Genomic DNA, 20,630 nt, shown 5'->3' with positions numbered 1-20,630 from the left:
CAGACCGTGGTGGCGGTCGCGGCCGAGAAGAACTCCACGCTGGTGCTGCCCTTCCCGGTCGAGCTGCTGCGCTTCCTGGAGCGGGCGCAGCAGCCGCAGCCGCAGCCGCCGGCCTCCTGAACAGGCTCAGTGGGCTCCGGCCGGGTTGGCATCCTCGCCGAGGTAGGTGCCGTGGCCCTCGGCGACGAGCGGGCCGTCGAAGATCAGCACCTCGTTGACCAGACCGCCCTTCTGGTTGCGGTAGTTGATCACCACGCTGCTCACACCGACGTAGCTGCCCACCACCTCGAACCGCAGGTCGGGGATGCGGCGCAGCCCTTCCGTCCAGTAGGCGCGCAGCGCGTCCTTGCCGCGCATGACGCCGTCACCGCCGAGCAGTTGCGCGGCCACCGGGGAGCTGAACGTCACGTCGTCCGTGAAGTGGGCCAGCAGGGCGTCCAGGTCGTGCGCGTTCCACGCCGTCACCCAGGAGTCGACGAACGTCCGCGCGGTCACATGATCCATGCGCGCATTATGCCGACCTCAACTCCGGCGCAGCGCCCGGTCCGTCACCGTCAGGATCGCCAGGAGGACGCCGAGGACGACCGAGACACCGGCCATGAGGTGCAGGCCGCTGTCGCTGGCGCGCTGCCCGTACGCGAGGGCGATCAGGCTCGACGCGGTGATGGCGCCGATGTACTGGGCGGTGCGCTGGAGTCCCGCGGCGGAGCCGATGTCGGCGGCGGGGGCGTGCTCCTGGACGGCGGCCTGGTTGCAGGTGCCGACGAACCCCTGCGGGATGCCGAAGCACGCGCCCGCGAGCAGCAACAGCGCCAGCGGTGTGTCGCCGTCGAGGAACACAAGCAGCCCCGCGCCCGCGGTGAGCAGCACGCACGCGGTGATGAGCGGAGCGCGGATGCCCTTCGTGCGGGCGCCGAGCAGCGAGCACACCAGCGCCGTGAGCGACATCGGCAGCATCAGGAGGCCGGTGTGCCCGGAGGAGAAGCCGCGGCCCTCCTCCAGCCACTGGGTGAAGCCGTACATCACGCAGTAGATGAGCAGATAGCTCAGGCCGTGCCGGAGGTAGGTGCGGGCCAGCGGGCCGTTCCCGGCGAGCATGCGCATGTCGATGAACGGTGCCTTGCTGCGCAGCTGCCACCACACCAGTACGGCGCTGAGCGCGGCGAAGGGCGCGAGCAGCCACCACATGGGGTCGGACAGGTCGAGCAGGAAGAAGACGAGGACGGTGAGGGCGGTGGTGAACAGGCCGATGCCGAGGGGGTCGAGGGCGGCGCGCGGTGCCGGCTCCCCGTCCGTGGAGCGCGGAGGGTCGCGCGGGATCCACAGCAGGGCGGCGGCGAACGCGATCGCCGCCACCGGAACGTTGACCGCGAAGATGCCGCGCCAGCCGACGACCATGACGAGCAGTCCGCCCAGCGTCGGGCCGACCGCCGCGCTGCCGAGCGCAGCGAAGGAGAGGCGGGCCATGACAGGGCGCGGCGGGCGGCGGCCCACCCGGCGGCCCTCGTCGCGCAGTACGGCCATCGCGGCCGGGTAGGCGGCGGAGGTGCCGATGCCGAGGAGGAGCCGGGAGACGATGAGCCAGCCGAAGGCGGGGGCGAGGGCTCCGACGATCCCGGAGATGCACACGACGACGAGGCCCGCGAGGAACACGCGGCGCGGGCCGAGGGTGTCGGCGAGCTTGCCGAGCACGGGCTGGGCGACGGCGCTCGCCAGGTAGAGGACGGAGATCAGCCAGGCCGTGTCGGCGGCGCCGATCCCGAAGTCGTGCCCGATGGCCACCAGGGCCGTGGAGATCATCGTGGTGTTGAGCGGGTTGAGCACCGAGCCGAGGAGCAGGGGCGCGGTGAGCCGGGCCCGGAACCCCTCCTGCCGCGCGGGAGCCTCGCCTTCGGCGGTGACGACGGCTTGGCCTCCCACGCCTTGTGTCACTTGCGCACCAGCCGTTCGAGGAGCGCGGTGGCCTCGGCGAGGGTGCGCCGCTCGGCGGCGTCGAGTTCTTCGGTGAGCGCCTGGGTGAGCCAGCCGTGCTTGGCGGCCCGGACGGCGTCCAGGGTGGCGCGTCCGCTGTCGGTGATCGACACGACGGACTGCCGCCCGTCGTTCGGGTCCGGTTCGCGGGCCACGAAGCCCTGTTCCTCCAGCGCGCCGAGCGTGAGCCGCATGGACTGCGGCCGTACGTACTCGCCGCGGGCGAGCGCCGCGGTCGTGTCGGGGCCCTCGCTCTCCAGGCGGGCGAGGACGGTGCGCTGGGTGGGCGTGAGCAGGCTGTCCGGCGACGCGGTGCGCAGCCGGCGCGAGAGCCGGCCGACGACGGTGGCGAGGTCGGCGGCGACCTGCTGGGTGGGCGGCTCGTCCCCTGCGGCTGACTGCGTTCCTGACATGCGGCCACCGTACGAGGTAGACAGGAAGCCTTGCAAGTTATCCTTATGACTCTCTGGGGTGCACATCCGCGGCCCTCGGGACCGTCACAGGCCGATCGCACCCACAAGCGCCCGCGCGCACAGGTCCCGGACCTGCTCCCGCGTGAGCCGCGAGGCGTCGAGCCAGTCGAGGCAGACGGCGACGAGGAACGCGAGCCAGCCGCGCACGGCGAGCCGCAGCACGTCCGGCGCGGGGAGCCGGTCGGCGATGTGCGGGTCCGCCGCGAGGGTGGCCATGATCTGCTCCTCGTGCGCGGCGAGCCCCTCCTGGTAGGCCGCGCGCACGGCCGGGTCGCCCGCCGCCTCGGCGCGGTGGAAGGCGCGGAAGCCGTGCGCGTGCGTGGCGACGTACTCGAGGAAGGTGTCGAGGCCCGTGCCGAGCTGGTCGCGGACGGGGATGCCGGGCACGGCAGCCGTCAGGCGCAGCATGCGTTGGCTCTCGCGCTGCACGACGGCGGCGAAGAAGTCCCGCTTGTTCGGGAAGTAGTGGTACAGCAGCCCGCGCGAGACTCCGGCGATCTCCGCGACCTCTTCGATCCATACGTCGCCGTAGGGGGCCTGTGCGAACAGCCTGGCGCCCACGGCGAGCAGTTGCTCGCGGCGCTCCTGCGTGCTGAGCCTGCGCCGGGTGCGTTCCCCCGGCGCCGTCGCTCCCCCTCGCTCCCTGGTCATGGGGCGCACCCTACTGGACACACCGCTCCTTACTTGACGTGAGTTCAATAACAGGATCAGACTGTGCCGCGTTATTGAATCCACGTCTAACAGTGTGGTCGGGGTGCTCCAACGGGGCATCGTCGCAAGGGAGATGGGCACGATGACGACGACGCCGCAGGTGACACAGGCCGCGGGAACCCCGCTGCCGCGAGGTTTTCGCAGTGCCGAGCAGGGGTGGCCACGCCTGGACCGCATCCCGCGTCCATCGCGCCGGGTCCCGTTCATCGGCGACGTGGTCGGCGCCAACGTCCGCTCCCCGCTGCAGGATTCGATGAAGCTCGCCGCCGAGCTCGGGCCGATCTTCCGGCGCAAGGGGTTCGGCAAGGAGATCGTGTTCGTGGCGGGCGCGGACCTCGCGGCGGAGCTCGCCGACGAGTCGCGGTTCGCCAAGCACGTCGGGCTCGGCGTCGCGAATCTGCGTCCGATGGCGGGCGACGGCCTGTTCACCGCGTACAACCACGAGCCCAACTGGCAGCTGGCGCACGACATTCTGGCGCCGGGCTTCAGCCGCGACGCGATGGCGGGCTACCACCCGCTGATGCTGGACGTGGCCGGGCAGTTGATGGCCTCCTGGGACACGAGCGAGGCCGCGGGCAAGCCGGTCGACGTACCCGCCGACATGACCAAGCTGACCCTGGAGACCATCTCCCGGACCGGGTTCGGGCACGACTTCGGGTCCTTCGAGCGTGAGCGGCCGCATCCGTTCGTCACGGCGATGGTCGGCGCCCTGACGTTCGCGCAGCGCCGCAACGTCGTGCCTCCGCTCCTGTCGTCCGTGCTGCTGCGCGGCGCCGAGAAGCGCAATGCCGCGGACCGCGCGTATCTCAACCACACGGTCGACGAGGTGGTCGCGGCGCGCCGCGCCTCCGACGGCGGGCCCGGTGACCTGCTCGACCGGATGCTGGAGGTGTCGCATCCGGAGACCGGCGAGCGGCTCTCGCCGGAGAACATCCGCCGCCAGGTCATCACGTTCCTGGTGGCCGGGCACGAGACGACGTCGGGCGCGCTGTCCTTCGCGCTGCACTACCTCGCGCAGCACCCCGAGGTGCTGGCCAAGGCGCGCGACGAGGTCGACCGTGTCTGGGGCGACGCCGACGTACCCGCGTACGAGCAGGTCGCCAAGTTGCGTTATCTGCGGCGGGTGTTGGACGAGTCGCTGCGGCTGTGGCCGACCGCGCCGGCCTTCGCGCGCGAGGCGCTCGCGGACACCACGCTCGGCGGCACACACCCGATGCGGCGCGGCGCGTGGGCGCTGGTCCTGACGACGATGCTGCACCGCGACACCGCCGCGTGGGGCGAGGACCCGGAATCCTTCGACCCGGAGCGGTTCACCCCGCAGGCGGTCCGCGCCCGGCCCGCCCATGTCTTCAAGCCGTTCGGCACGGGCGCCCGCGCCTGCATCGGCCGCCAGTTCGCGCTGCACGAGGCCACGCTGGTGCTCGGCCTGCTGCTGCGCCGCTACGACCTGCGACCCGAGCCCGACTACCGGCTCGCGATCACGGAGCGCCTGACGCTGATGCCGCGCGGCCTGCGGCTGCACCTGACCCGTAGGTGATCCACCCGGTGCTCCGACGCCCCGCATAGGGTGCGTCAATGAGTGCCACCACCATGGACCTCCCCGACGGCAGCCCCTCCCACGTCGATCCCGGTGTGCCCGAACTGCGCGGACCGGCAAGGTACTTGGTCTGGCTCATCGCGCGCCAACGCGGTCGCGTCGCCGCGGGCGCACTGTTCGGCAGCTTGTGGATGGTGGGGCTCGCGCTCCCGCCCTACGTCCTGTCGCGCGCCGTCGACGACGGGCTGCGGGCGGGCGACTCCCGCGCGCTGTACGGGTGGTGCGGCGTCCTCGTCGCCCTCGGCGCGGTCAACGCGTGGCTCGCGATCATGCGGCACCGCACGATGACGCGGGTACGCCTCGATGCCACCTTCCGTACGACGCGGCTCGTCACGCGGCACGCCACCGTGCTGGGGGCCGCGCTGCCGCGGCGCGTCGCGGCGGGTGAGGTCGTCACGATCGGCGTCGGCGACGTCCAGCGCATCAGCCAGACGCTGACGATCGCGGGCCCCGGTGTCGGCGCGGTCGTCGCCTACGCGGTGGTGGCCGGGCTGCTCCTGTCGATCTCGGGGCTGCTCGCGGCGGTGATCCTGCTCGGTGTGCCGCTGCTCGCGGGCGCGCTCGGGCCGCTGCTCACACGGCTGCAGGGCGCCGAGTCCGGCTACCGGGAACGGCAGGGTGTGCTGGCGTCGCGGCTCGCCGACCTCGTCGGCGGGCTCGGGGTGCTCGCCGGGCTCGGTGGCAAGGACGTGTACGCGGGGCGGCTGCGGCAGGACACGGCCGGGCTGCGCGAGGAGGGGTACCGGGTGGCGCGCGTGATCAGCTGGATCCAGGCGCTCGCCGTCGGCCTTCCCGCGGTCTTCCTCGCCGTCGTGACGTGGCTCGGCGCCCGGATGGCGGCCCAAGGAGAGCTGTCCATCGGCGAGTTGGTGGCCGTCTACGGGTATGTGGCGATGCTGGTCGTGCCGGTCGAGGCGTTCATCGAGGGCGGCTACGACCTGGGGCGGGGGCTCGTCGCGGCGCGGCGGGTGCTGCGGTTCCTGGCCCTGGAGCCCGAGTCGGACGGGCACCGCTCCCCCGTTCCGGGCCCGCCCGAGGGCGCTGCGCTGCACGATCCGGTGTCCGGGGTGACGGTGACGCCGGGGCGGCTCACGGCGCTGGTGTCGGCGCGGCCCGGCGAGGCGGCGGCCGTGGTCGACCGGCTGGGCAAGTTCGCGCCGACGTTGGCCACCTGGGGTGACGCCGCGTTGGATGCGGTGGACCTGGCGGAGGTGCGGCGCCGGATCCTGCTCGCGGCGCCCGAGGCGGATCTGTTCGCGGGGACGGTGCGCGAGGCGGTCGCGGGGCGGCACACCCCGGACGACACGGCGGTGGCGGCCGCCCTGCACGCGGCCGCGGCCGACGACCTGCCGGGCGGCACGGACGCCGAACTCCTCGCCCAGGGGCGCAACCTCTCCGGCGGCCAGCGTCAACGGGTGCGCCTGGCACGGGCGTTGCTCGCCGACCCCGAGATCCTCCTCGCCGTCGAACCGACATCGGCCCTAGACGCCCACACGGAGGCACGCGCGGCCGACCGGCTCCGGGCGGCGCGTCGCGACCGCACCACGGTGGTCACGGGCACGTCCCCGCTCCTGCTCGACCGGGCGGACGAGGTGTGCTTCCTGCACGACGGCACGGTCCGCTCCACGGGTACCCACCGCGAACTGCTGGCCCACGACGAGGAGTACCGGCGCTTGGTGGCACGCGGCACGGACGCTGCCCCGGAACCGGGGACCGTCCCGGAACCGGGGACCGTCCCGGGACCGGGATCCGTGCCTGCTACGGGGGCCGAGTCATGAGCGCTCCCCGCTTCTCCCTCCCCGTCGCCGACCGCGCCACCGTGCGTCGCGCCGCCCTCGAACTCGTCCGTACGGACCGGCGCGCCTTCGCCTCGGCGCTGGTGCTCAACTGCCTCGCGGCGGGCGCCGGGATCGTGGGGCCCTGGTTGCTCGGGCGGATCGTCGACGATGTGCGGGGCGGCACCAGCGTGACGCACGTCGACCGGGCGGCGCTGGTGATCCTGTGCTGCGCCGTGGCCCAACTCCTGCTCCTGCGCTGGGCGCGCCTGGTGGGGCACCGGTTCGGGGAGCGGGTCGCGGCACGGGTGCGGGACCGCTTCGTGGACCGGGCGCTCGGGCTTCCCGCCTCCGTGGTCGACCGGGCAGGGCCCGGAGACCTCACGAACCGGGGCACGAACGACGTGGCGGCCGTCGCGAGCGCGCTGCGCGACGCGGGCCCCGACGTGTTCGTGTCGGCGGCACAGGTCGTGTTCCTCGCGGGCGCCGTCGTCGTGGTCGAGCCCGTGCTCGGCCTGGTCTCCCTGTGCTGCCTGGCAGGCATCCCGGTGGCGGTGCGCTGGTATCTGCGCCGGGCCCGCGCCGCGTATCTCGCCCAGGGCGAGGCCGACTCGCACCTCGCCGAGCAGCTCGCGGCGACGGCGTCGGGGGCCCGCACCGTCGAGGCCTTCCGCCTCCAGGAGCAGCGCATCGAGGCCTGCGAGCGGGGCATCCGGCACAGCTACCGCGCGCGTATGCGCACCCTGTCCCTACGTAGCGTGCTGTTTCCCTCGGTCGACTTCTCGTACGCCCTGCCGGTCGCCGCCGTCCTCCTTGTGGGCGGCACCCTGCACGCGCACGGCGGTGTGAGCCTCGGCGCGATCGTCACGTGCGCCCTGTATCTGCGCCAGTTGTCGGGGCCGCTGGACACGATCCTGTTCTGGGTGGAGCAACTGCAGAGCAGCGGCGCCTCGTTCGCCCGCGTCGAGGGCATCGGAGGGCTCGCCGGGGCACCGCCACGCGCGCCCGCGTGCGAGGAGGCCGTCCCGTGCGGCGACGCCATCCGGCTCCGCTCGGTGCACTACGCGTACGAGGGCGGCGGCGATGTCGTCCTCGGGGTGGACCTGACCGTGCGGGCGGGCGAACGGCTCGCCGTGGTCGGCCCGTCCGGGGCGGGCAAGACCACCCTGAGCAAACTCCTCGCGGCGATCGACGCACCGCGCACCGGGACGGTCGACGTCGGTGGCGTCCCGGTCACCGCGCTCGCGCCCGAACAGCTGCGCCGTCACATCGTCCTGGTCACCCAGGAGCACCACGTGTTCCTCGGCTCGGTCCGCGACAACCTGCGCATCGCGGCGCCGGAGGCGGACGACGCGCAGCTGAGCGCGGCGCTCGCGGCGGTCGGCGCCGACGACTGGGCGGACGCACTCCCCCAGGGCCTGGACACGGAACTCGGCGCCGGCGCCCTGCACCTCGAAGGCCCGCAGGCGCAGCAGCTGGCGCTGGCCCGCGTGGTGCTGGCGGACCCGCACACCGTGGTCCTCGACGAGGCGACCGCCCTGCTCGACCCGACGACGGCCCGCCACACCGAACGGGCCCTCGCGGCGGTGCTGCACGGCCGCACCGTCATCGCCGTCGCCCACCGCCTCCATACGGCGCACGACGCCGACCGGGTCGCGGTCATGGAGGACGGCCGGCTGACCGAACTCGGCCCGCACGCGGAACTGGTGGAGGCGGACGGCGCGTACGCGGCGCTGTGGCGGTCGTGGCACGGGACGCCGACGTAGGCCGGGGAGCCCCACGCCCGCCGGACCAGCGTCCTGGCGGGCGTGGGGCTCGCCGGGCTACTCGTCCGGCGCCGCCGCCAGCGACGCCACATCCAGCACCCCGTCCAACTCCGCTAGCACGGCCACGAGTTCGGGCACGTCGGACGCTCCCTCGATCTCCATGCGTACGGCCATCGTCCCGGTCCGGACCCGGCCCGGCTCCCAGTCGGCGCTGCCGCCCCGCAGCTCGACGACCCGGAACCCGCGGCTCGTGCACTCCTCCAGGACACGGGTGAGGACGCTGGAGCCGACCCGGTAGGCGAGGTGCAGGCCCGAACGCCGCTCCGTGCCCAGGGCCGGCACGCGCCGCGTCAGCCAGGGATAGCCGCGCACGACCAGGAAGTGACAGGCGGTCGCGGAGAACGCGAGCAGCGGCAGGCCGCCACCGCAGGCCATCCCTATGGCACACGTCAGCCAGACGGTCGCCGCGGTGGTCAGTCCGCGCACCGCGTCGCGCCGCACGAAGATGAGGCCGCCGCCGATGAAGCCGATGCCGGACACGATCTGCGCGGCGACGCGTGACGGGTCGAACGACACGCCATCCATGCCGAGCACGGAGTTGAACCCGTGCTGCGACACCTCCATGAACAGCGCGCTTCCCACGCCGACGAGGGTGTGCGTGCGCAGCCCGGCACTCTTCTGCTGGACGGCGCGCTCCGCCCCGATCAGCGTGGAGAGCACCAGAGCGAGGCCCAACTCGGCGAGCTGCCGCAGGCCTTGCCCGGCGGCCGGGTCGAACAGGGAGAACGCGAGCGGGGACGACAAGAGCGGGACCCTCCTCTCCATCGGGTTGATCTTCCCGAGGGTAGTCCCGCGTCGGCTCGGCGGGATTGTCAGACCCATGCGCAAGAGTGGAGTCATGAACGGGACCAGGAATCACGGACAGCTGACCATGAACCCCGAGTTGGCCGCGGCGCAGGCCTGCCTGCGCCTCATGCACACGGCACGCGCGGCGCTCTCCTCATCCGAGTCACCGGCCACGGCGGCGGTGCTCACCGTGCCGATCGCCGAGGCCGACGAGGCGCTGAGCAGGGCGGGCCTCGCGGGCAACGAGGCATGGCTGCTCGAGCGGATCTACGGGCTGGGCCAGGAGGCCGAGTCGCCCTAGCATCGTGATCCGCATGCGGTGTGTCGGTCGTGGTCCGGTGCATCGGTTGTCCTCTGGCTTGCAAGGAGCACGATATGAGCACTGTCTCCTCGGACCCGCCGCACCGCATCGACCCGTCCGGCGGCTGCCCGCACGCGCGCAACGCCCGATTGCGGGAGGGCGGCGCGGTGGCCGCCGTGGTGCTGCCCGATGACGTGCGGGGCATGCTCGTGCTGGGCCACGAGGCGCTGAAGGAGTTCCTCGGGCACAGCGATGTCGCCAAGGACTCCCGGCACTTCGCGGCGCTCGCCGAGGGCCGGATACCCGAGGGGTGGCCGCTGCGGACGTTCGCGACGGTGCGCGGGATGACGACGGCCGACGGCGAGGACCACCGGCGGCTGCGGTCCCTGGTGAGCCGGGCGTTCACGGCGCGGCGGGTCGACGCGCTGCGGCCGCGGGTGGAGGCGCTGACGGACGAGCTGCTGGACGGGCTGGCCGCTGCGGCGCGGTCCGGGGACGGCGTGGCCGATCTGCGCGCGCACTTCGCGCTGCCGCTGCCCATGGGTGTGATCTGCGAACTCTTCGGCGTGGACGCGGAGTTCAGGGAGCTGCTGCACCGACTGTCGAACGACGTCGTGGCCACGAACATCGAGCCGGAAAGAGCCGTGGCCGCCAACCGGGAGATGGTGTCGGTGCTGGCCCAGGTGGTCGCCTCCCGCGAGCGGGAGCCGGGCGACGATCTGACCAGCGCTCTGCTCGCGGCGCATGAGGCGGACGGCGACCGGCTCAGTCGCGAGGAGTTGATCGGCACGCTCATCCTGTTCCTCGTCGCCGGGCACGAGACGACGCTGAACCTGATCACGAACGCGGTGCGCGCACTCTGTGCCCACCGCGAGCAGCTGGACCTGGTGTGCGACGGCGCGGCGGGCTGGGCGGATGTCGTGGAGGAGACGCTGCGCTGGGACAGCCCGGTCAGCTATTTCCCGTTCCGCTACCCGACGCGGGACCTCACGGTCGACGGCACGCTGATACCGAAGGGCACGCCCGTGCTCGCCGGTTACTCGGGCGCGGGCCGCGACCCGGCGGCGCACGGCCCGGACGCCGACCGCTTCGACGTCACGCGCGTCCCGCCGGGCCGGCACCTCTCGCTCGGGCACGGGGCGCACTACTGCCTGGGCGCCCCGCTGGCCCGACTTGAGGCCACGGTGGCCCTGGAGCGCCTGTTCGCCCGGTTCCCCGCGCTCGACCTGGCCGTTCGCGAGGAGGAGTTGCCGGTGAACGCCAGTTTCGTGGGCAACAGCGTCCGCGAACTCCCGGTGCGTCCGGGCCCGGACGCCCGCCACGGCTGACGCCCGTCACGGCTGACCCCCACCACGGAACGCCGGTCCCGCCCGTCACGCGCCTGCCGGATCACCCTCAGCGGTCATACGCTCACGGCCGCTGCCGACGGTGAGCGCACGCGCACCGAGCCGCCCACCGACGCCTCCGCTCCCGAGGCCCACGACCAGCACTTCACCCTCGTCCTCGATCACGTAGCCGCCGGAGCCCAATCCTGCGGAGGGCTGACGTCCGACGCGCCCCGCTGGTTATGCTCGGCCGAAGCGTTCAGCGAAACGCTCAAACGAACAGCAGGACCAGCGGGACACGAGGGGGCCATCAGCATGCGCGAACCGGTCGATCTCAGGCGGCAGCGGATCCTCGCCGCCGTGCAGGCGCGCGGCGCGACGCGGGTCAGCGATCTGGCCACGGAGCTCGCGGTGTCGGTGGTGACGCTCCGCCGCGACGTGGAGGAGCTCGCACGCGCGGGCAAGCTGCGCCGCGGCCACGGCATCGCCCGCCCGATCCTGCCGGAGCAGGACGAGGGCCACGACCGGCGACAGGAGCAGAGCGAGACCCCGGCGTCGGCCTCCGGCCCCGGCCCGGACGGCGGCCCCGTCGCCGTCGTCGTCCCCGAGCGGCACGCGTACCTGTACGAGATGCTGCACGGCGCGCGCACCGCGTTCGAGGAGGCGGGGGTCCGGATCGCCCTGCACATCGCCCCCGCCGCGCCGGGCGCCGAACAGCCCCTCGTGGAGCGGGCGCTGGCGGACGGGGCCCGCGGCCTCCTGATCGCCCCGCGCTGGCGCAGCCTCGCCACCGAGGAGGCCGACTACGCCTGGCTCGCGCGGGTCGACGTGCCCACGGTGGTGATGGAGCGCAGGCCGCGCAGGGGCAGCGCGCTGCACGGCGTGGACACGGTGTGCACCGACCACTGGTACGGCGTCCACCTCGCCGTCGAGCACCTCACGGGCCTCGGCCACCGCCGTATCGTGCTCGCGGCGCGCGACGACAGCCCGACGGCGCGCGCGGTGCGCGCCGCGTTCACGGAGATCGCGGCGGACCATCCGCAGGTCGACAAGTGGGCGGTCGCCCTCAGCTCCCCCGGAGCCGTTCCCGAGCCGTCGGCGGAGCCTGCGGAGAAGCCGCTCGAACTGCCCCGCCTGTTGGATGAGTTGGGGGCCACGGGCGCCCTGCTGCACGGCGACGTCGACGCGCTGATGCTCGTCCAGTCGCTGCGTGACGCGGGGGTGCGCGTCCCTGAGGACTGTTCCGCGATCGCGTACGACGACGTGGTCGCCGGGCTGGGCAGCACTCCGCTGACGGCCGTGTCCCCGCCGAAGGCGGAGGTCGGCCGGGCGGCGGCCGAGCTGCTGCTGCGCCGCCTGGGCCGGGGCGCGGCCGCCGGCCCCGCACACCGGGCCGAGCTGCTGCCGACGCTCAAGGTGCGCGGTTCCACCCGTTCCGCCCCGTATCGCGACCCGCTGCCCTCAACTCCCGCCGCACACTGAGCGTTTGATCGTTTCATTTTCTTCTGATCGGTCTATTGACCGGATCCCGTGAACCGATCAGGATTCCCGTGACTCGAACACGCAGGAGCCGCGGGAGGCGCCCATGCCTGGTCGACAGAGCCGTCGATCGGTGCTCGCCGCGATCACCGCGCTGCCCCTGACGGGCGCCCTGAGCGCCTGCAGTGGGAACGACAGCGCGGCGTCGGCAAGCCCTAGTTCACGCAGGACAGGCAAGACGACCATCACCTTCTGGTCCGCCCTTCGCGGCAGCCAGGAAGTGGTGGACGAGTTCAACAAGACGCACGATCACATCCAGGTCGACTACCAGCAGGTCCCGTCCGGCACGCAGGGCGGCTATCTGAAACTCAGCAACGCGGCGCGCGCGGGCAACGCCCCCGATGTCGCCACCATCGAGTACCCCCAGCTGCCGGGCTTCGCCATCGACGGTGTCACGCGCGACATCACCGAGCTCATCAGCGACAAGCTGCGCCGCAAGCTGCTTCCGCAGGCGCTCGGCCTGACCACCTTCGAGGGGCACGCCTACAGCGTGCCGCTGGACGTCGAGCCGATGGTGATGCACTACCGCAAGGACCTCTTCGACAAGTTCGGCTTCGACGTCCCCGTCACCTGGGACGAGTTCGCGGATCTGGCGCGCAAGGTGCGGCGCACGGGCGGCGGTCGCAGGATCACGCTGTTCCCCACCGACGGGATGACGCAGTTCGCCGCCTGGTCCTGCCAGGCGGGCGCCCAGTGGTTCGACACCTCGCACGGCGCGTGGAACGTCTCCATGGCGGACGCCCCGACCCGGAAGGTCGCCGCGTACTGGCAGCGCCTCATCGACGGGGGACTCGTCTACACCAACGCCTCCAGCGCCCGCATCGCCGACGCGCAGATCGGCACGGGCCTGGTCCTGACGCGGCTCAGCGGGGCCTGGGACGCGGGCGCGCAGATGAACGCGCACCCCGAGCAGAAGGGCCAGTGGCGCATCGCACCGCTGCCCCAGTGGACTCCGGACAAGCCGTCCCTCGGCACCCATGGCGGCTCCACGTTCGCCGTCACCAAGGACTGCAAGCAGCCCGAGGCCGCCATGGAGTTCATCGAGTGGCAGGTGTCGCACCCCGACGCCCTCAAGGCCCGCCTGTCCAGCGGCGCGAGCAGCCAGTACCCGACGGTCAGCGATCTGATCCCGGTCGGCAGCAAGGCGTTCGACGAGGCCTATTACGGCGGGCAGGACATCTACCGGCTCTTCGAGGACGAGGCGCACAAGATCCGCGACGGCTGGGTCTGGGGTCCGCGCATGACCGCGACCGGCTATGTCATGCAGGACGCCTTCGCCCGTGCGGGCGCCGGTTCCGGCACCCTCCTGACCGCCGCGCGCGCCGCGCAGGACGGCACCATGCCCGATCTGAAGGCGCTCGGCCTCAAGACCACCACCCGTTCCACGTGAACGCCCGCACCCCGAAAGGCAGGTGACCCATGACCGCGACAACCCATGCCCCCACGGCCCCGTCCGCCCCACTGAAGGCAGGAGGCCACGCCGCGCGCAAGGCACAGCGGGCGGCCAAACGTCGCCGCGGCGGTGCGGCCGGCGTCCTGATGGCACCGTTCTTCGTCCTGCTCACGCTGGTCTTCCTGATCCCGGTCGGCACCGCGGTGTGGATGAGCTTCTTCAGCGACGATCAACCGGGCCTCGGCTTCGGCCCCGAGCGCAGCGTCTTCGTGGGCCTGCGCTCGTACGCCGCAGTGATCACCGACCCGACGTTCCTGTCCGGGCTCGGCACGGTCGCGCTGTACTGCGTGATCTACATCCCGCTGATGGTGATCGGCTCGCTCACGCTGGCGCTGCTGCTCGACTCCGGTGTCGTACGACTGCGGTCCTGGGCCCAGTTGGGCCTGTTCCTGCCGCACGCGGTGCCCGGCATCATCGCCGCCCTGATCTGGCTGTACCTCTACACGCCGGGCATCAGCCCGGTCGTCGAGGCACTCGGCAAGGCCGACATCACCATCGACTTCCTCGGTCTGCACACCACGCTGCCGTCGATCGTGAACATCGCCCTGTGGTCGAACCTCGGCTACAACATGGTCATCTTCTACGCGGCTCTGCAGGCGGTCCCCCGTGAGGTCCTGGAAGCGTCCGTCGTCGACGGTGCGGGGCCGGTGCGCACCGCGCTGCAGGTGAAGACGCCGCTGGTGCGCTCATCCGTGGTCATGGTCGCGATGTTCACGCTGATCTGGGCGCTGCAGCTGTTCACCGAACCCATGCTGCTGCACCAGTCCTCGCAGATGGTGGACACCCGGTTCTCGCCGAGCATGTACATCTACGACGCGGCCTTCAGCCGCAACAACTACTCGCTCGCGGCCGCCGCCTCGGTGATCCTGCTGATCATCACCATCGCGGTCTCCTACGGGGTCACCCGCTGGACCAACCGCGTCAACTCGGCCGAGGAGGACGCCCGATGAGCCCCACCGACTCCACCCTCCTTCGCCCCCGGACGCTGGGGCGCGCGACGGTCAACGTCGTCGTCGCGATCTCCGTTCTCTACACGCTGCTGCCGGTCCTGTGGCTGGTCCTCGCCTCGACCAAGTCCCGCGACGCCCTGTTCAGCAGCAGCATCCTGTCCTTCAGCGACTTCTCTCTGCTGCAGAACCTCAAGGACCTGTTCGCGATGGACGGCGGCCTCTACAGCCGCTGGTACGGCAACAGTCTGTTGTACGCGGTCGTGGGCGCGGCGATCGGCGCACTGATCAGCGTCGCCTGCGGCTACGCCTTCGACAAGTACCACTTCCGGCACAAGGAGAAGCTGTTCGGCCTGGTGCTGGCCGCGGTCATGGTGCCGCAGACGGTGCTCGCGCTGCCGCTGTACCTCATCGCGTCGGCGGCCGGCATCGTGAACACCTTCTGGTCCGTGTTCATCCCGGTCCTGTTCAACCCGTTCGGCGTGTACCTCGGCCGCATCTTCGCCCAGGGTTACGTACCCAACGAGGTCCTGGAGGCCGCACGCGTCGACGGCGCGAGCGAACTCGCGACGTACTTCAAGGTCGCGCTGCGGATGCTGGGGCCCGGCCTGGTCACCGTCTTCCTCTTCCAGCTCACCACGATCTGGAACAACTTCTTCCTGCCGATGGTCATGCTGTCCAACCAAGATCTGTATCCCGTCAGCCTCGGCCTGTTCCAGTGGAACAGCCAGGCGACCGTCTCACCCGAGTACTACCCGGTGGTGATCATGGGCTCGCTCCTCGCGGTCCTCCCTCTCGTCCTCGCGTTCGTCTTCCTCCAGCGGTTCTGGCGGTCCGGCCTCACGGCGGGGGCGGTCAAGTGAGCAGGCCCCGCGTGGCGTTGGCCATGTCCCCCCAGGCCGCGGCGGCCGTGTTCACGCCGCGGTCCATGGCCGCGCTCACCGAGGTCTGCGAGCTCGCGCCGCTGCCCGTGCTCGACGATCTGACGGCGGCGCGGGCGAAGGAGGTGCTCGCCGACGTCGAGGTGCTCGTCACCGGCTGGGGCTGCCCGCCGCTCGACGCCGACGTGCTGGCGGCGGCGCCCGCGCTCAAGGCCGTGGTGCACTCGGCCGGTTCGGTGCGCGGGCATGTCACCGACGCCTGCTGGGAGCGCGGCATCGCGGTGTCCTCCGCCGCCGCGGCCAACGCGCTGCCGGTCGCCGAGTACACCCTCGCGATGATCCTGCTGCACGGCAAGCACGTCCTGGAACGGGCCCGCGACTTCCGGCGCGAGCGCGAGCGCGGCGACTGGCTGCTCACCTCGCACGAGGTGGGCAACTACCGTCGCACGGTGGGCATCCTGTCCGCCTCGCTCATCGGCCGCCGGGTCATCGAACTGCTGCGCCCCTTCGACTTCGAGGTGCTGCTGCACGACCCGTACGTCTCCGACGAGGAGGCGAAGGAGCTCGGCGCGGAACCGGTGACGCTGCCCGAACTCTTCACCCGCAGCGACCTGTTGAGCGTCCACACGCCGCTGCTGCCCACCACGACCGGCCTGGTCAGCAGGGAGCTGCTGAGTTCGATGCGGCCGGGCGCCACGCTCATCAACACCGCACGCGGCGCCGTCGTCGACCAGGACGCCCTGACCGACGTGGTCCGCGCGGGCCGCGTCCGCGCGGTTCTCGACGTCACCGACCCGGAGGTGCTGCCCGCGGACCACCCGCTGTGGAACTGCCCGAACGCGCTGATCACCCCCCATCTGGCCGGCTCCCAGGGCGCCGAGTGGCAGCGCCTCGCCGACACCGCGGTCGGCGAGGTCACGCGCTGGGCCGCGGGCGACGGTTTCGCCCATCCCGTACGACGCGAAAGGCTGGCGTTCCTCGCATGAGCATGAACACCACCCCGTTCGATCTCCCCGCCGAAGACCGGGAGTTGAGCCCGCACACCGGCTTCACCCGCGCGCACTGGGAGGCCGTCGCCGACGGGCTGCTCGGGGCGGCCTGGCGGTGGGCGACGCCCGAGGGCGCGCTGCTCGACCTGCCGGGCCGCCCCTCGGGGTCCGGTGTCCGCTCGGACGGTCTCGAGGGCTATGCCCGTACGTTCCTGTCGGCCGGCTTCCGGGTCGCGGGCGCGCAGGGCAAGGACCCGCACGGCTGGCTGGAGCGGTACGCGGGCGGCCTCGCGGCGGGCACCCGCACGCCGGGGCGCGACGACGCCGAGTCCTGGCCGCTGATCCTCGACCACCACATACAGGGCCAGCCGATGGTGGAGTCCGCCTCGGTGGCGCTCGGCCTGTCGCTGACCCGCCCGTGGCTGTGGGACCGGCTCGACGGCGACGTGCAGGACCGGGCGGAGAAGTGGCTGCGCGGCGCGATCACGCACACACCGGCGCCGAACAACTGGTACCTGTTCCCGTTCATGGTGGCCTCGTTCCTGGAGTCCGTCGGCCGGTCCGACGGGGCGACGACGCGCGCCATTCAGCGGGCCCTTGAGCTGATGGAGACCTGGTACGAGGGCGACGGCTGGTACCGCGACGGCGACGGGCGGGCCTTCGACCACTACAACGGGTGGGCGCTGCACCTGTACCCGATGCTGCACGCGCATCTGACGGGCGACTCCGCCCTGTCGGAGCGGGTGGGTCCGCGGCTGCGCGAGCACCTGGAGAGCTTCTCGCTGCTCTTCGGCGGCGACGGGGCACCGATCCACTTCGGGCGTTCGCTCACCTACCGGTTCGCGGCGTCGGCGGCCGTCGGCATCGGCGCGGTCACCGGGCACACGCCGCTGTCCCCGGGCGCGTCACGCCGTCTGATCAGCGGGAACCTGCGCTACTTCCTGGACCGTGGCGGGGTCACGGACGAGGGTCTGCTCAGTCTCGGCTGGCACGGCCCGCACGACGCGACGCTGCAGTACTACTCGGGCCCGGCGTCCCCGTACTGGGCGTCGAAGGGCTTCGTCGCGCTGCTGGCGGGCGAGGACGATCCGCTGTGGACGGCGACCGAGGAGGCGGCGCCGAGCGAGGGCCCGGACCGGGTGCTCGCGCTGCCCGCGCCGGGCCTGCTGGTGCAGTCCACGCAGGCGGACGGGATCGTCCGGCTGCACAACCACGGCAGTGACCACGTCCGTCCGTTCGAGGGCGAGTCCGCATCCGACGAGGACGCGCTCTACAGCCACCAGGCCTACTCCACGCACACCGGTCCCACGTCCAAGGCCAACCCGGCGGACAACCATCTCTCCGTCGAGTGCGGCGGCGTCGGCAGCGTGCGGCGCCGCATCCACCCGCTGGGGGCGGGCCAGGGCGACGGCTGGGGCTGGGCGGCGTCCTGGCACCGGCCGGTGTTCGCCTCGGGTCCGCCGATGGTGCCGGGGCTGCGTGTGGAGAGCGTGACCGTGGCGCGCGGTGCGTACGAGCTGCGGGTGCACCGGGTGGTCGGTGCCCCGCACGGTGCGCGGGTGACGCTCACCGGCTGGGCCACGGACGCGTTGCACTCGGAGTTGGTCGGCCTGCACGGCTGGGATCGGCGGGATGAGGTGCGCGCGCCGCAGGGCACGGCGTACGAGCCGTGGGTGCGGGTGCCGCGCCTCGCGGCGGACGTGGAGGGGACGGCGGTGTTCGTGGCGCTGGCCGCACTCGGCGCGGAGCAGCCGAACACGCCGCTGGCGGACGCCGTGGCCGATGTCGCCCTCCTGGACCGGGAGTTGACGGTGCGCTGGGCCGACGGTGCGCGGACCGTCGTCGGGTTCGAGCCTCCGCACGTTCAGCACGGCTAGGAGGCGTCTTCGGTTCGCGGCGCCGCCAACTGGGCGTCCACCGCGGGGGCGTAGCGGTCGACGACCGTCTCGATGTCCGCGGCCCGCACGTGCGGGCCGCGGGCGATGCCGTACATGACGCCGAGCCCCAGCAGCAGGGACACGGCGAGTTCCGCGCGCAGGGCGGCGTCGTCGCCGGGCAGGCGCTCCGCCAGCCGTTCGCAGACCTGTGCGCGGAAGTTGGTGCGCAGGATGTCGCCCTGCTCGCCGTGGAGCGGGGCGAATACGATGCGCAGGATCGGGTCGCTGCCCCGCTCGGCCTGGCCGGTCAGGACGTGGCGGACCATGTGGCGGCCCAGGTCGTGCAGCGGCGCGTCGAGGAAGGAGTCCACGTCGGCCTCGAAGTTCATGACGCGGGAGAACAGGGCGTCCTTGTTGCCGAAGTACTTGAGGACGAGCGGCGGGCTGACCCCGGCCCGGTCGGCGACGGCCTTGAGGGTGATGTCGCCGTGCGCGTGCCGGGCGAGCAGGTGCCGGGCCGCTTTGACGATGTCGGCCTTGGTCACCTCGGCGTCGCGCCTGCCGGTGCCGGGCCGCCGCTCGTCGGTGTGGGCCGCGGTCATCGCCTCACGCCCCCTTCGCGGTGGGTACCGGGGCCGGTGCGCCCGTGACGGCGCGGCCCGGCGTGCCGTCGGAGGGGACGGCCAGGGCCACTGTCGCGGCTATCACGGCGACCGTACCCGCCATGGCGAAGGCCAGCTGATAGCCGTGCAGGGACGGGACGTCGGCGCCGCCGATCCGGGTCGTGTGGTGGACCAGTACGGCGGCGACGGCGGCGCTGGACACGGCCTGTCCGATGGTGCGCATGAGGACGTTGACGCCGTTGGCGGAGGCCGTCGCGTCGGCCGGGACGGCGCGCAGGATCAGCGTGGGCAGCGCGGAGTACGCGAGGGTGGTGCCGGTCGAGACGACGGCGGCGCCGACGAGGATCACCCACAGGTCGGTGCTGTCGACGATGCGGACCGCGTAGCCGAGGGCGAGGACCACGCCGCCGATGGCGAGCGTGATCCGGGGGCCGCGCGCGGCGGAGATACGGGCCGAGACCGGCGAGAAGAGCAGCATGATGACACCGCTGGGCAGCATGCACAGGCCGGTGGCGACGATGGACAGGCCGAGGCCGTAGCCGGTGGCGACGGGGGCCTGCACGAGTTGTGCGGTGACGAGCGAGTTGGCGTAGAAGGCGAAGCCGGTGAGCAGCGCGGCGAGGTGCGGCAGCCCGACCCGGCGGCCGACGGCCAGGCGCAGGTCCACCAGGGGCCGCTCGGTGCGCAGTTGTTGCCATGTCCACAGGCCGAGGACCACGACGGCGCCCGCGAACAGGCCGAGCACGGTGGGGCTCCCCCAGCCCCACTGGCCGCCCTGGGAGACGCCGAGCAGCAGGCAGACGAGGCCCGCGGTGAGGCCCAGGGTGCCGAGCGCGTCGAAGCGGCCCGGGGAGCGGACGGGTGACTCGCGCACCGCCCACCAGGCGAGGCCGAGGCCGAGCGCGCCGAGTGCGCTGGTCGCCCAGAACATGACGTGCCAGTTGGCGTACTGGACGATGAGCGCGGCCAGTGGCAGGCCGAGCCCCGCGCCGATGCCGACCGTCGAGCTCATCAGGGCGACGGCGGATCCGGTGCGGTGGGGCGGGAGTTCGTCGCGCAGGATGCTGATGGAGAGCGGCACGACGGCGGCCGCGGCGCCCTGCATCGCGCGGGCGGCGATGAGCAGGTGGATGTCGGAGGTCAGGGCGCACAGCACCGAGCCGGCGGTCATCAGGGCGAGCGCGCCCAGCAGTACGCGCCGCTTTCCGTACATGTCGCCGGCGCGGCCGAGGACCGGGGTGAGGACGGCTCCGGCGAGCAGGGTCGCGGTGACCATCCAGGACACGGCGGCGGGCGAGGCGCCGGTCAGCCGCGGCAGGTCGGGCAGGAGCGGGACGACGACGGTCTGCATGACCGCCATGAGGATGCCGCCGAAGGCGAGCACGGGCACGGCGAGCCGTTCGCGCGCGGAGCCGGGCCTCGGCGAATACGGTCGCATCGCCGATATCGGGGCGGGATTCACATGTCTCCTGTTCTCCTGTTCACCAGTTCGGTGAATCAGTATTCACCGAACCCCACGCCCTGTCTGCACCGCTCGGCCGGGCCCTCTGTGCAGG

Annotated in this window: 18 protein-coding genes and 1 pseudogene; 12 read left to right on the top strand and 7 right to left on the bottom strand. The window is 72.5% G+C overall.

The window, feature by feature from the left end; genetic code table 11:
- A pseudogene (locus tag OKJ99_RS35925) lies at positions 1-120 on the top strand (slipin family protein); the annotation flags it as partial.
- Between the two features lie 6 nt (positions 121-126).
- Here the strand turns inward: OKJ99_RS35925 and OKJ99_RS35920 are convergent.
- The 4 genes from OKJ99_RS35920 to OKJ99_RS35905 form a co-directional block, all read right to left on the bottom strand.
- Positions 127-504 (bottom strand): nuclear transport factor 2 family protein, encoded by a 378-nt coding sequence (locus OKJ99_RS35920; protein WP_326022487.1) that lies wholly within the window; start codon positions 502-504, stop codon positions 127-129.
- 18 nt (positions 505-522) lie between these two features.
- Positions 523-1,920 (bottom strand): MFS transporter, encoded by a 1,398-nt coding sequence (locus OKJ99_RS35915; protein ID WP_326022486.1) that lies wholly within the window; start codon positions 1,918-1,920, stop codon positions 523-525.
- Positions 1,921-1,928: 8 nt separating this feature from the next.
- Positions 1,929-2,384 carry a MarR family winged helix-turn-helix transcriptional regulator gene (locus OKJ99_RS35910; RefSeq protein ID WP_326022485.1) on the bottom strand — a complete coding sequence of 152 codons (456 nt, stop codon included), beginning with the start codon at positions 2,382-2,384 and terminating at the stop codon, positions 1,929-1,931.
- A gap of 84 nt (positions 2,385-2,468) precedes the next feature.
- Positions 2,469-3,095: a TetR/AcrR family transcriptional regulator gene (locus OKJ99_RS35905; RefSeq protein ID WP_326022484.1), complete on the bottom strand. Its 627-nt coding sequence runs from the start codon at positions 3,093-3,095 to the stop codon at positions 2,469-2,471.
- Between the two features lie 142 nt (positions 3,096-3,237).
- On the opposite strand from OKJ99_RS35905, the gene OKJ99_RS35900 reads away from it, so the two are divergent.
- From OKJ99_RS35900 to OKJ99_RS35890, 3 genes are read left to right on the top strand one after another with little or no spacing between them, the layout of a single operon-like run.
- The gene (locus OKJ99_RS35900) at positions 3,238-4,692 is read left to right on the top strand and encodes a cytochrome P450 (RefSeq protein ID WP_326022482.1); all 1,455 of its coding nucleotides are present in this window, start codon (positions 3,238-3,240) and stop codon (positions 4,690-4,692) included.
- 38 nt (positions 4,693-4,730) lie between these two features.
- Entirely contained in the window at positions 4,731-6,530 is a 1,800-nt protein-coding gene (locus OKJ99_RS35895; protein WP_326022481.1) for an ABC transporter ATP-binding protein, read from the top strand.
- A complete protein-coding gene (locus tag OKJ99_RS35890) occupies positions 6,527-8,293 on the top strand; it encodes an ABC transporter ATP-binding protein (protein ID WP_326022480.1) in 1,767 nt (588 codons plus the stop codon). The genes OKJ99_RS35895 and OKJ99_RS35890 overlap by 4 nt, the downstream gene beginning before the upstream one ends.
- 57 nt (positions 8,294-8,350) lie before the next feature.
- On the opposite strand, the gene OKJ99_RS35885 is transcribed toward OKJ99_RS35890, so the two are convergent.
- Positions 8,351-9,097 (bottom strand): MgtC/SapB family protein, encoded by a 747-nt coding sequence (locus OKJ99_RS35885; protein ID WP_407700828.1) that lies wholly within the window; start codon positions 9,095-9,097, stop codon positions 8,351-8,353.
- A 94-nt stretch (positions 9,098-9,191) separates the two neighbouring features.
- On the opposite strand from OKJ99_RS35885, the gene OKJ99_RS35880 reads away from it, so the two are divergent.
- From OKJ99_RS35880 to OKJ99_RS35845, 8 genes are all read left to right on the top strand, one after another.
- Positions 9,192-9,440 (top strand): hypothetical protein, encoded by a 249-nt coding sequence (locus tag OKJ99_RS35880; protein WP_326022477.1) that lies wholly within the window; start codon positions 9,192-9,194, stop codon positions 9,438-9,440.
- A 74-nt stretch (positions 9,441-9,514) separates the two neighbouring features.
- The gene (locus OKJ99_RS35875) at positions 9,515-10,768 is read left to right on the top strand and encodes a cytochrome P450 family protein (protein WP_326022476.1); all 1,254 of its coding nucleotides are present in this window, start codon (positions 9,515-9,517) and stop codon (positions 10,766-10,768) included.
- Between the two features lie 312 nt (positions 10,769-11,080).
- Positions 11,081-12,247: a substrate-binding domain-containing protein gene (locus tag OKJ99_RS35870; protein ID WP_326022475.1), complete on the top strand. Its 1,167-nt coding sequence runs from the start codon at positions 11,081-11,083 to the stop codon at positions 12,245-12,247.
- A gap of 103 nt (positions 12,248-12,350) precedes the next feature.
- Positions 12,351-13,694: an ABC transporter substrate-binding protein gene (locus OKJ99_RS35865; protein ID WP_326022474.1), complete on the top strand. Its 1,344-nt coding sequence runs from the start codon at positions 12,351-12,353 to the stop codon at positions 13,692-13,694.
- A gap of 29 nt (positions 13,695-13,723) precedes the next feature.
- Positions 13,724-14,707, top strand: coding sequence for a carbohydrate ABC transporter permease (locus tag OKJ99_RS35860; RefSeq protein ID WP_326022473.1), 984 nt, complete (start codon positions 13,724-13,726; stop codon positions 14,705-14,707).
- Positions 14,704-15,567, top strand: a complete 864-nt coding sequence (locus OKJ99_RS35855) for a carbohydrate ABC transporter permease (protein WP_326022472.1) — start codon at positions 14,704-14,706, stop codon at positions 15,565-15,567. The genes OKJ99_RS35860 and OKJ99_RS35855 overlap by 4 nt, the downstream gene beginning before the upstream one ends.
- A gap of 23 nt (positions 15,568-15,590) precedes the next feature.
- Positions 15,591-16,571, top strand: a complete 981-nt coding sequence (locus OKJ99_RS35850; protein WP_326022471.1) for a hydroxyacid dehydrogenase — start codon at positions 15,591-15,593, stop codon at positions 16,569-16,571.
- A 2-nt stretch (positions 16,572-16,573) separates the two neighbouring features.
- Entirely contained in the window at positions 16,574-18,451 is a 1,878-nt protein-coding gene (locus OKJ99_RS35845) for a DUF2264 domain-containing protein (protein WP_326022489.1), read from the top strand.
- Here OKJ99_RS35845 and OKJ99_RS35840 read toward each other — a convergent pair.
- The gene (locus tag OKJ99_RS35840; protein ID WP_326022469.1) at positions 18,448-19,053 is read right to left on the bottom strand and encodes a TetR/AcrR family transcriptional regulator; all 606 of its coding nucleotides are present in this window, start codon (positions 19,051-19,053) and stop codon (positions 18,448-18,450) included. The genes OKJ99_RS35845 and OKJ99_RS35840 overlap by 4 nt on opposite strands.
- A 4-nt stretch (positions 19,054-19,057) precedes the next feature.
- On the bottom strand, positions 19,058-20,512 hold the full coding sequence (locus OKJ99_RS35835; protein WP_326022468.1) for an MFS transporter: 1,455 nt from the start codon (positions 20,510-20,512) through the stop codon (positions 19,058-19,060).
- Positions 20,513-20,630 lie beyond the last annotated feature (118 nt).

Origin of the sequence: Streptomyces endophyticus, assembly GCF_035798155.1 — a bacterium.
Taxonomy (GTDB): domain Bacteria; phylum Actinomycetota; class Actinomycetes; order Streptomycetales; family Streptomycetaceae; genus Streptomyces; species Streptomyces endophyticus.
This window is presented reverse-complemented; position numbering and strand designations above follow the sequence as displayed.

What these genes read in the sequence shown, in the direction of transcription:
- OKJ99_RS35920 (WP_326022487.1), bottom strand. Translation starts at nt 504, where the DNA reads ATGGATCATGTGACCGCGCGGACGTTCGTCGACTCCTGGGTGACGGCG.
- OKJ99_RS35910 (WP_326022485.1), bottom strand. Translation starts at nt 2,384, where the DNA reads ATGTCAGGAACGCAGTCAGCCGCAGGGGACGAGCCGCCCACCCAGCAG.
- OKJ99_RS35905 (WP_326022484.1), bottom strand. Translation starts at nt 3,095, where the DNA reads ATGACCAGGGAGCGAGGGGGAGCGACGGCGCCGGGGGAACGCACCCGG.
- OKJ99_RS35900 (WP_326022482.1), top strand. Translation starts at nt 3,238, where the DNA reads ATGACGACGACGCCGCAGGTGACACAGGCCGCGGGAACCCCGCTGCCG.
- OKJ99_RS35895 (WP_326022481.1), top strand. Translation starts at nt 4,731, where the DNA reads ATGAGTGCCACCACCATGGACCTCCCCGACGGCAGCCCCTCCCACGTC.
- OKJ99_RS35890 (WP_326022480.1), top strand. Translation starts at nt 6,527, where the DNA reads ATGAGCGCTCCCCGCTTCTCCCTCCCCGTCGCCGACCGCGCCACCGTG.
- OKJ99_RS35880 (WP_326022477.1), top strand. Translation starts at nt 9,192, where the DNA reads ATGAACGGGACCAGGAATCACGGACAGCTGACCATGAACCCCGAGTTG.
- OKJ99_RS35875 (WP_326022476.1), top strand. Translation starts at nt 9,515, where the DNA reads ATGAGCACTGTCTCCTCGGACCCGCCGCACCGCATCGACCCGTCCGGC.
- OKJ99_RS35870 (WP_326022475.1), top strand. Translation starts at nt 11,081, where the DNA reads ATGCGCGAACCGGTCGATCTCAGGCGGCAGCGGATCCTCGCCGCCGTG.
- OKJ99_RS35865 (WP_326022474.1), top strand. Translation starts at nt 12,351, where the DNA reads ATGCCTGGTCGACAGAGCCGTCGATCGGTGCTCGCCGCGATCACCGCG.
- OKJ99_RS35860 (WP_326022473.1), top strand. Translation starts at nt 13,724, where the DNA reads ATGACCGCGACAACCCATGCCCCCACGGCCCCGTCCGCCCCACTGAAG.
- OKJ99_RS35855 (WP_326022472.1), top strand. Translation starts at nt 14,704, where the DNA reads ATGAGCCCCACCGACTCCACCCTCCTTCGCCCCCGGACGCTGGGGCGC.
- OKJ99_RS35850 (WP_326022471.1), top strand. Translation starts at nt 15,591, where the DNA reads ATGTCCCCCCAGGCCGCGGCGGCCGTGTTCACGCCGCGGTCCATGGCC.
- OKJ99_RS35845 (WP_326022489.1), top strand. Translation starts at nt 16,574, where the DNA reads ATGAACACCACCCCGTTCGATCTCCCCGCCGAAGACCGGGAGTTGAGC.
- OKJ99_RS35840 (WP_326022469.1), bottom strand. Translation starts at nt 19,053, where the DNA reads ATGACCGCGGCCCACACCGACGAGCGGCGGCCCGGCACCGGCAGGCGC.
- OKJ99_RS35835 (WP_326022468.1), bottom strand. Translation starts at nt 20,512, where the DNA reads ATGCGACCGTATTCGCCGAGGCCCGGCTCCGCGCGCGAACGGCTCGCC.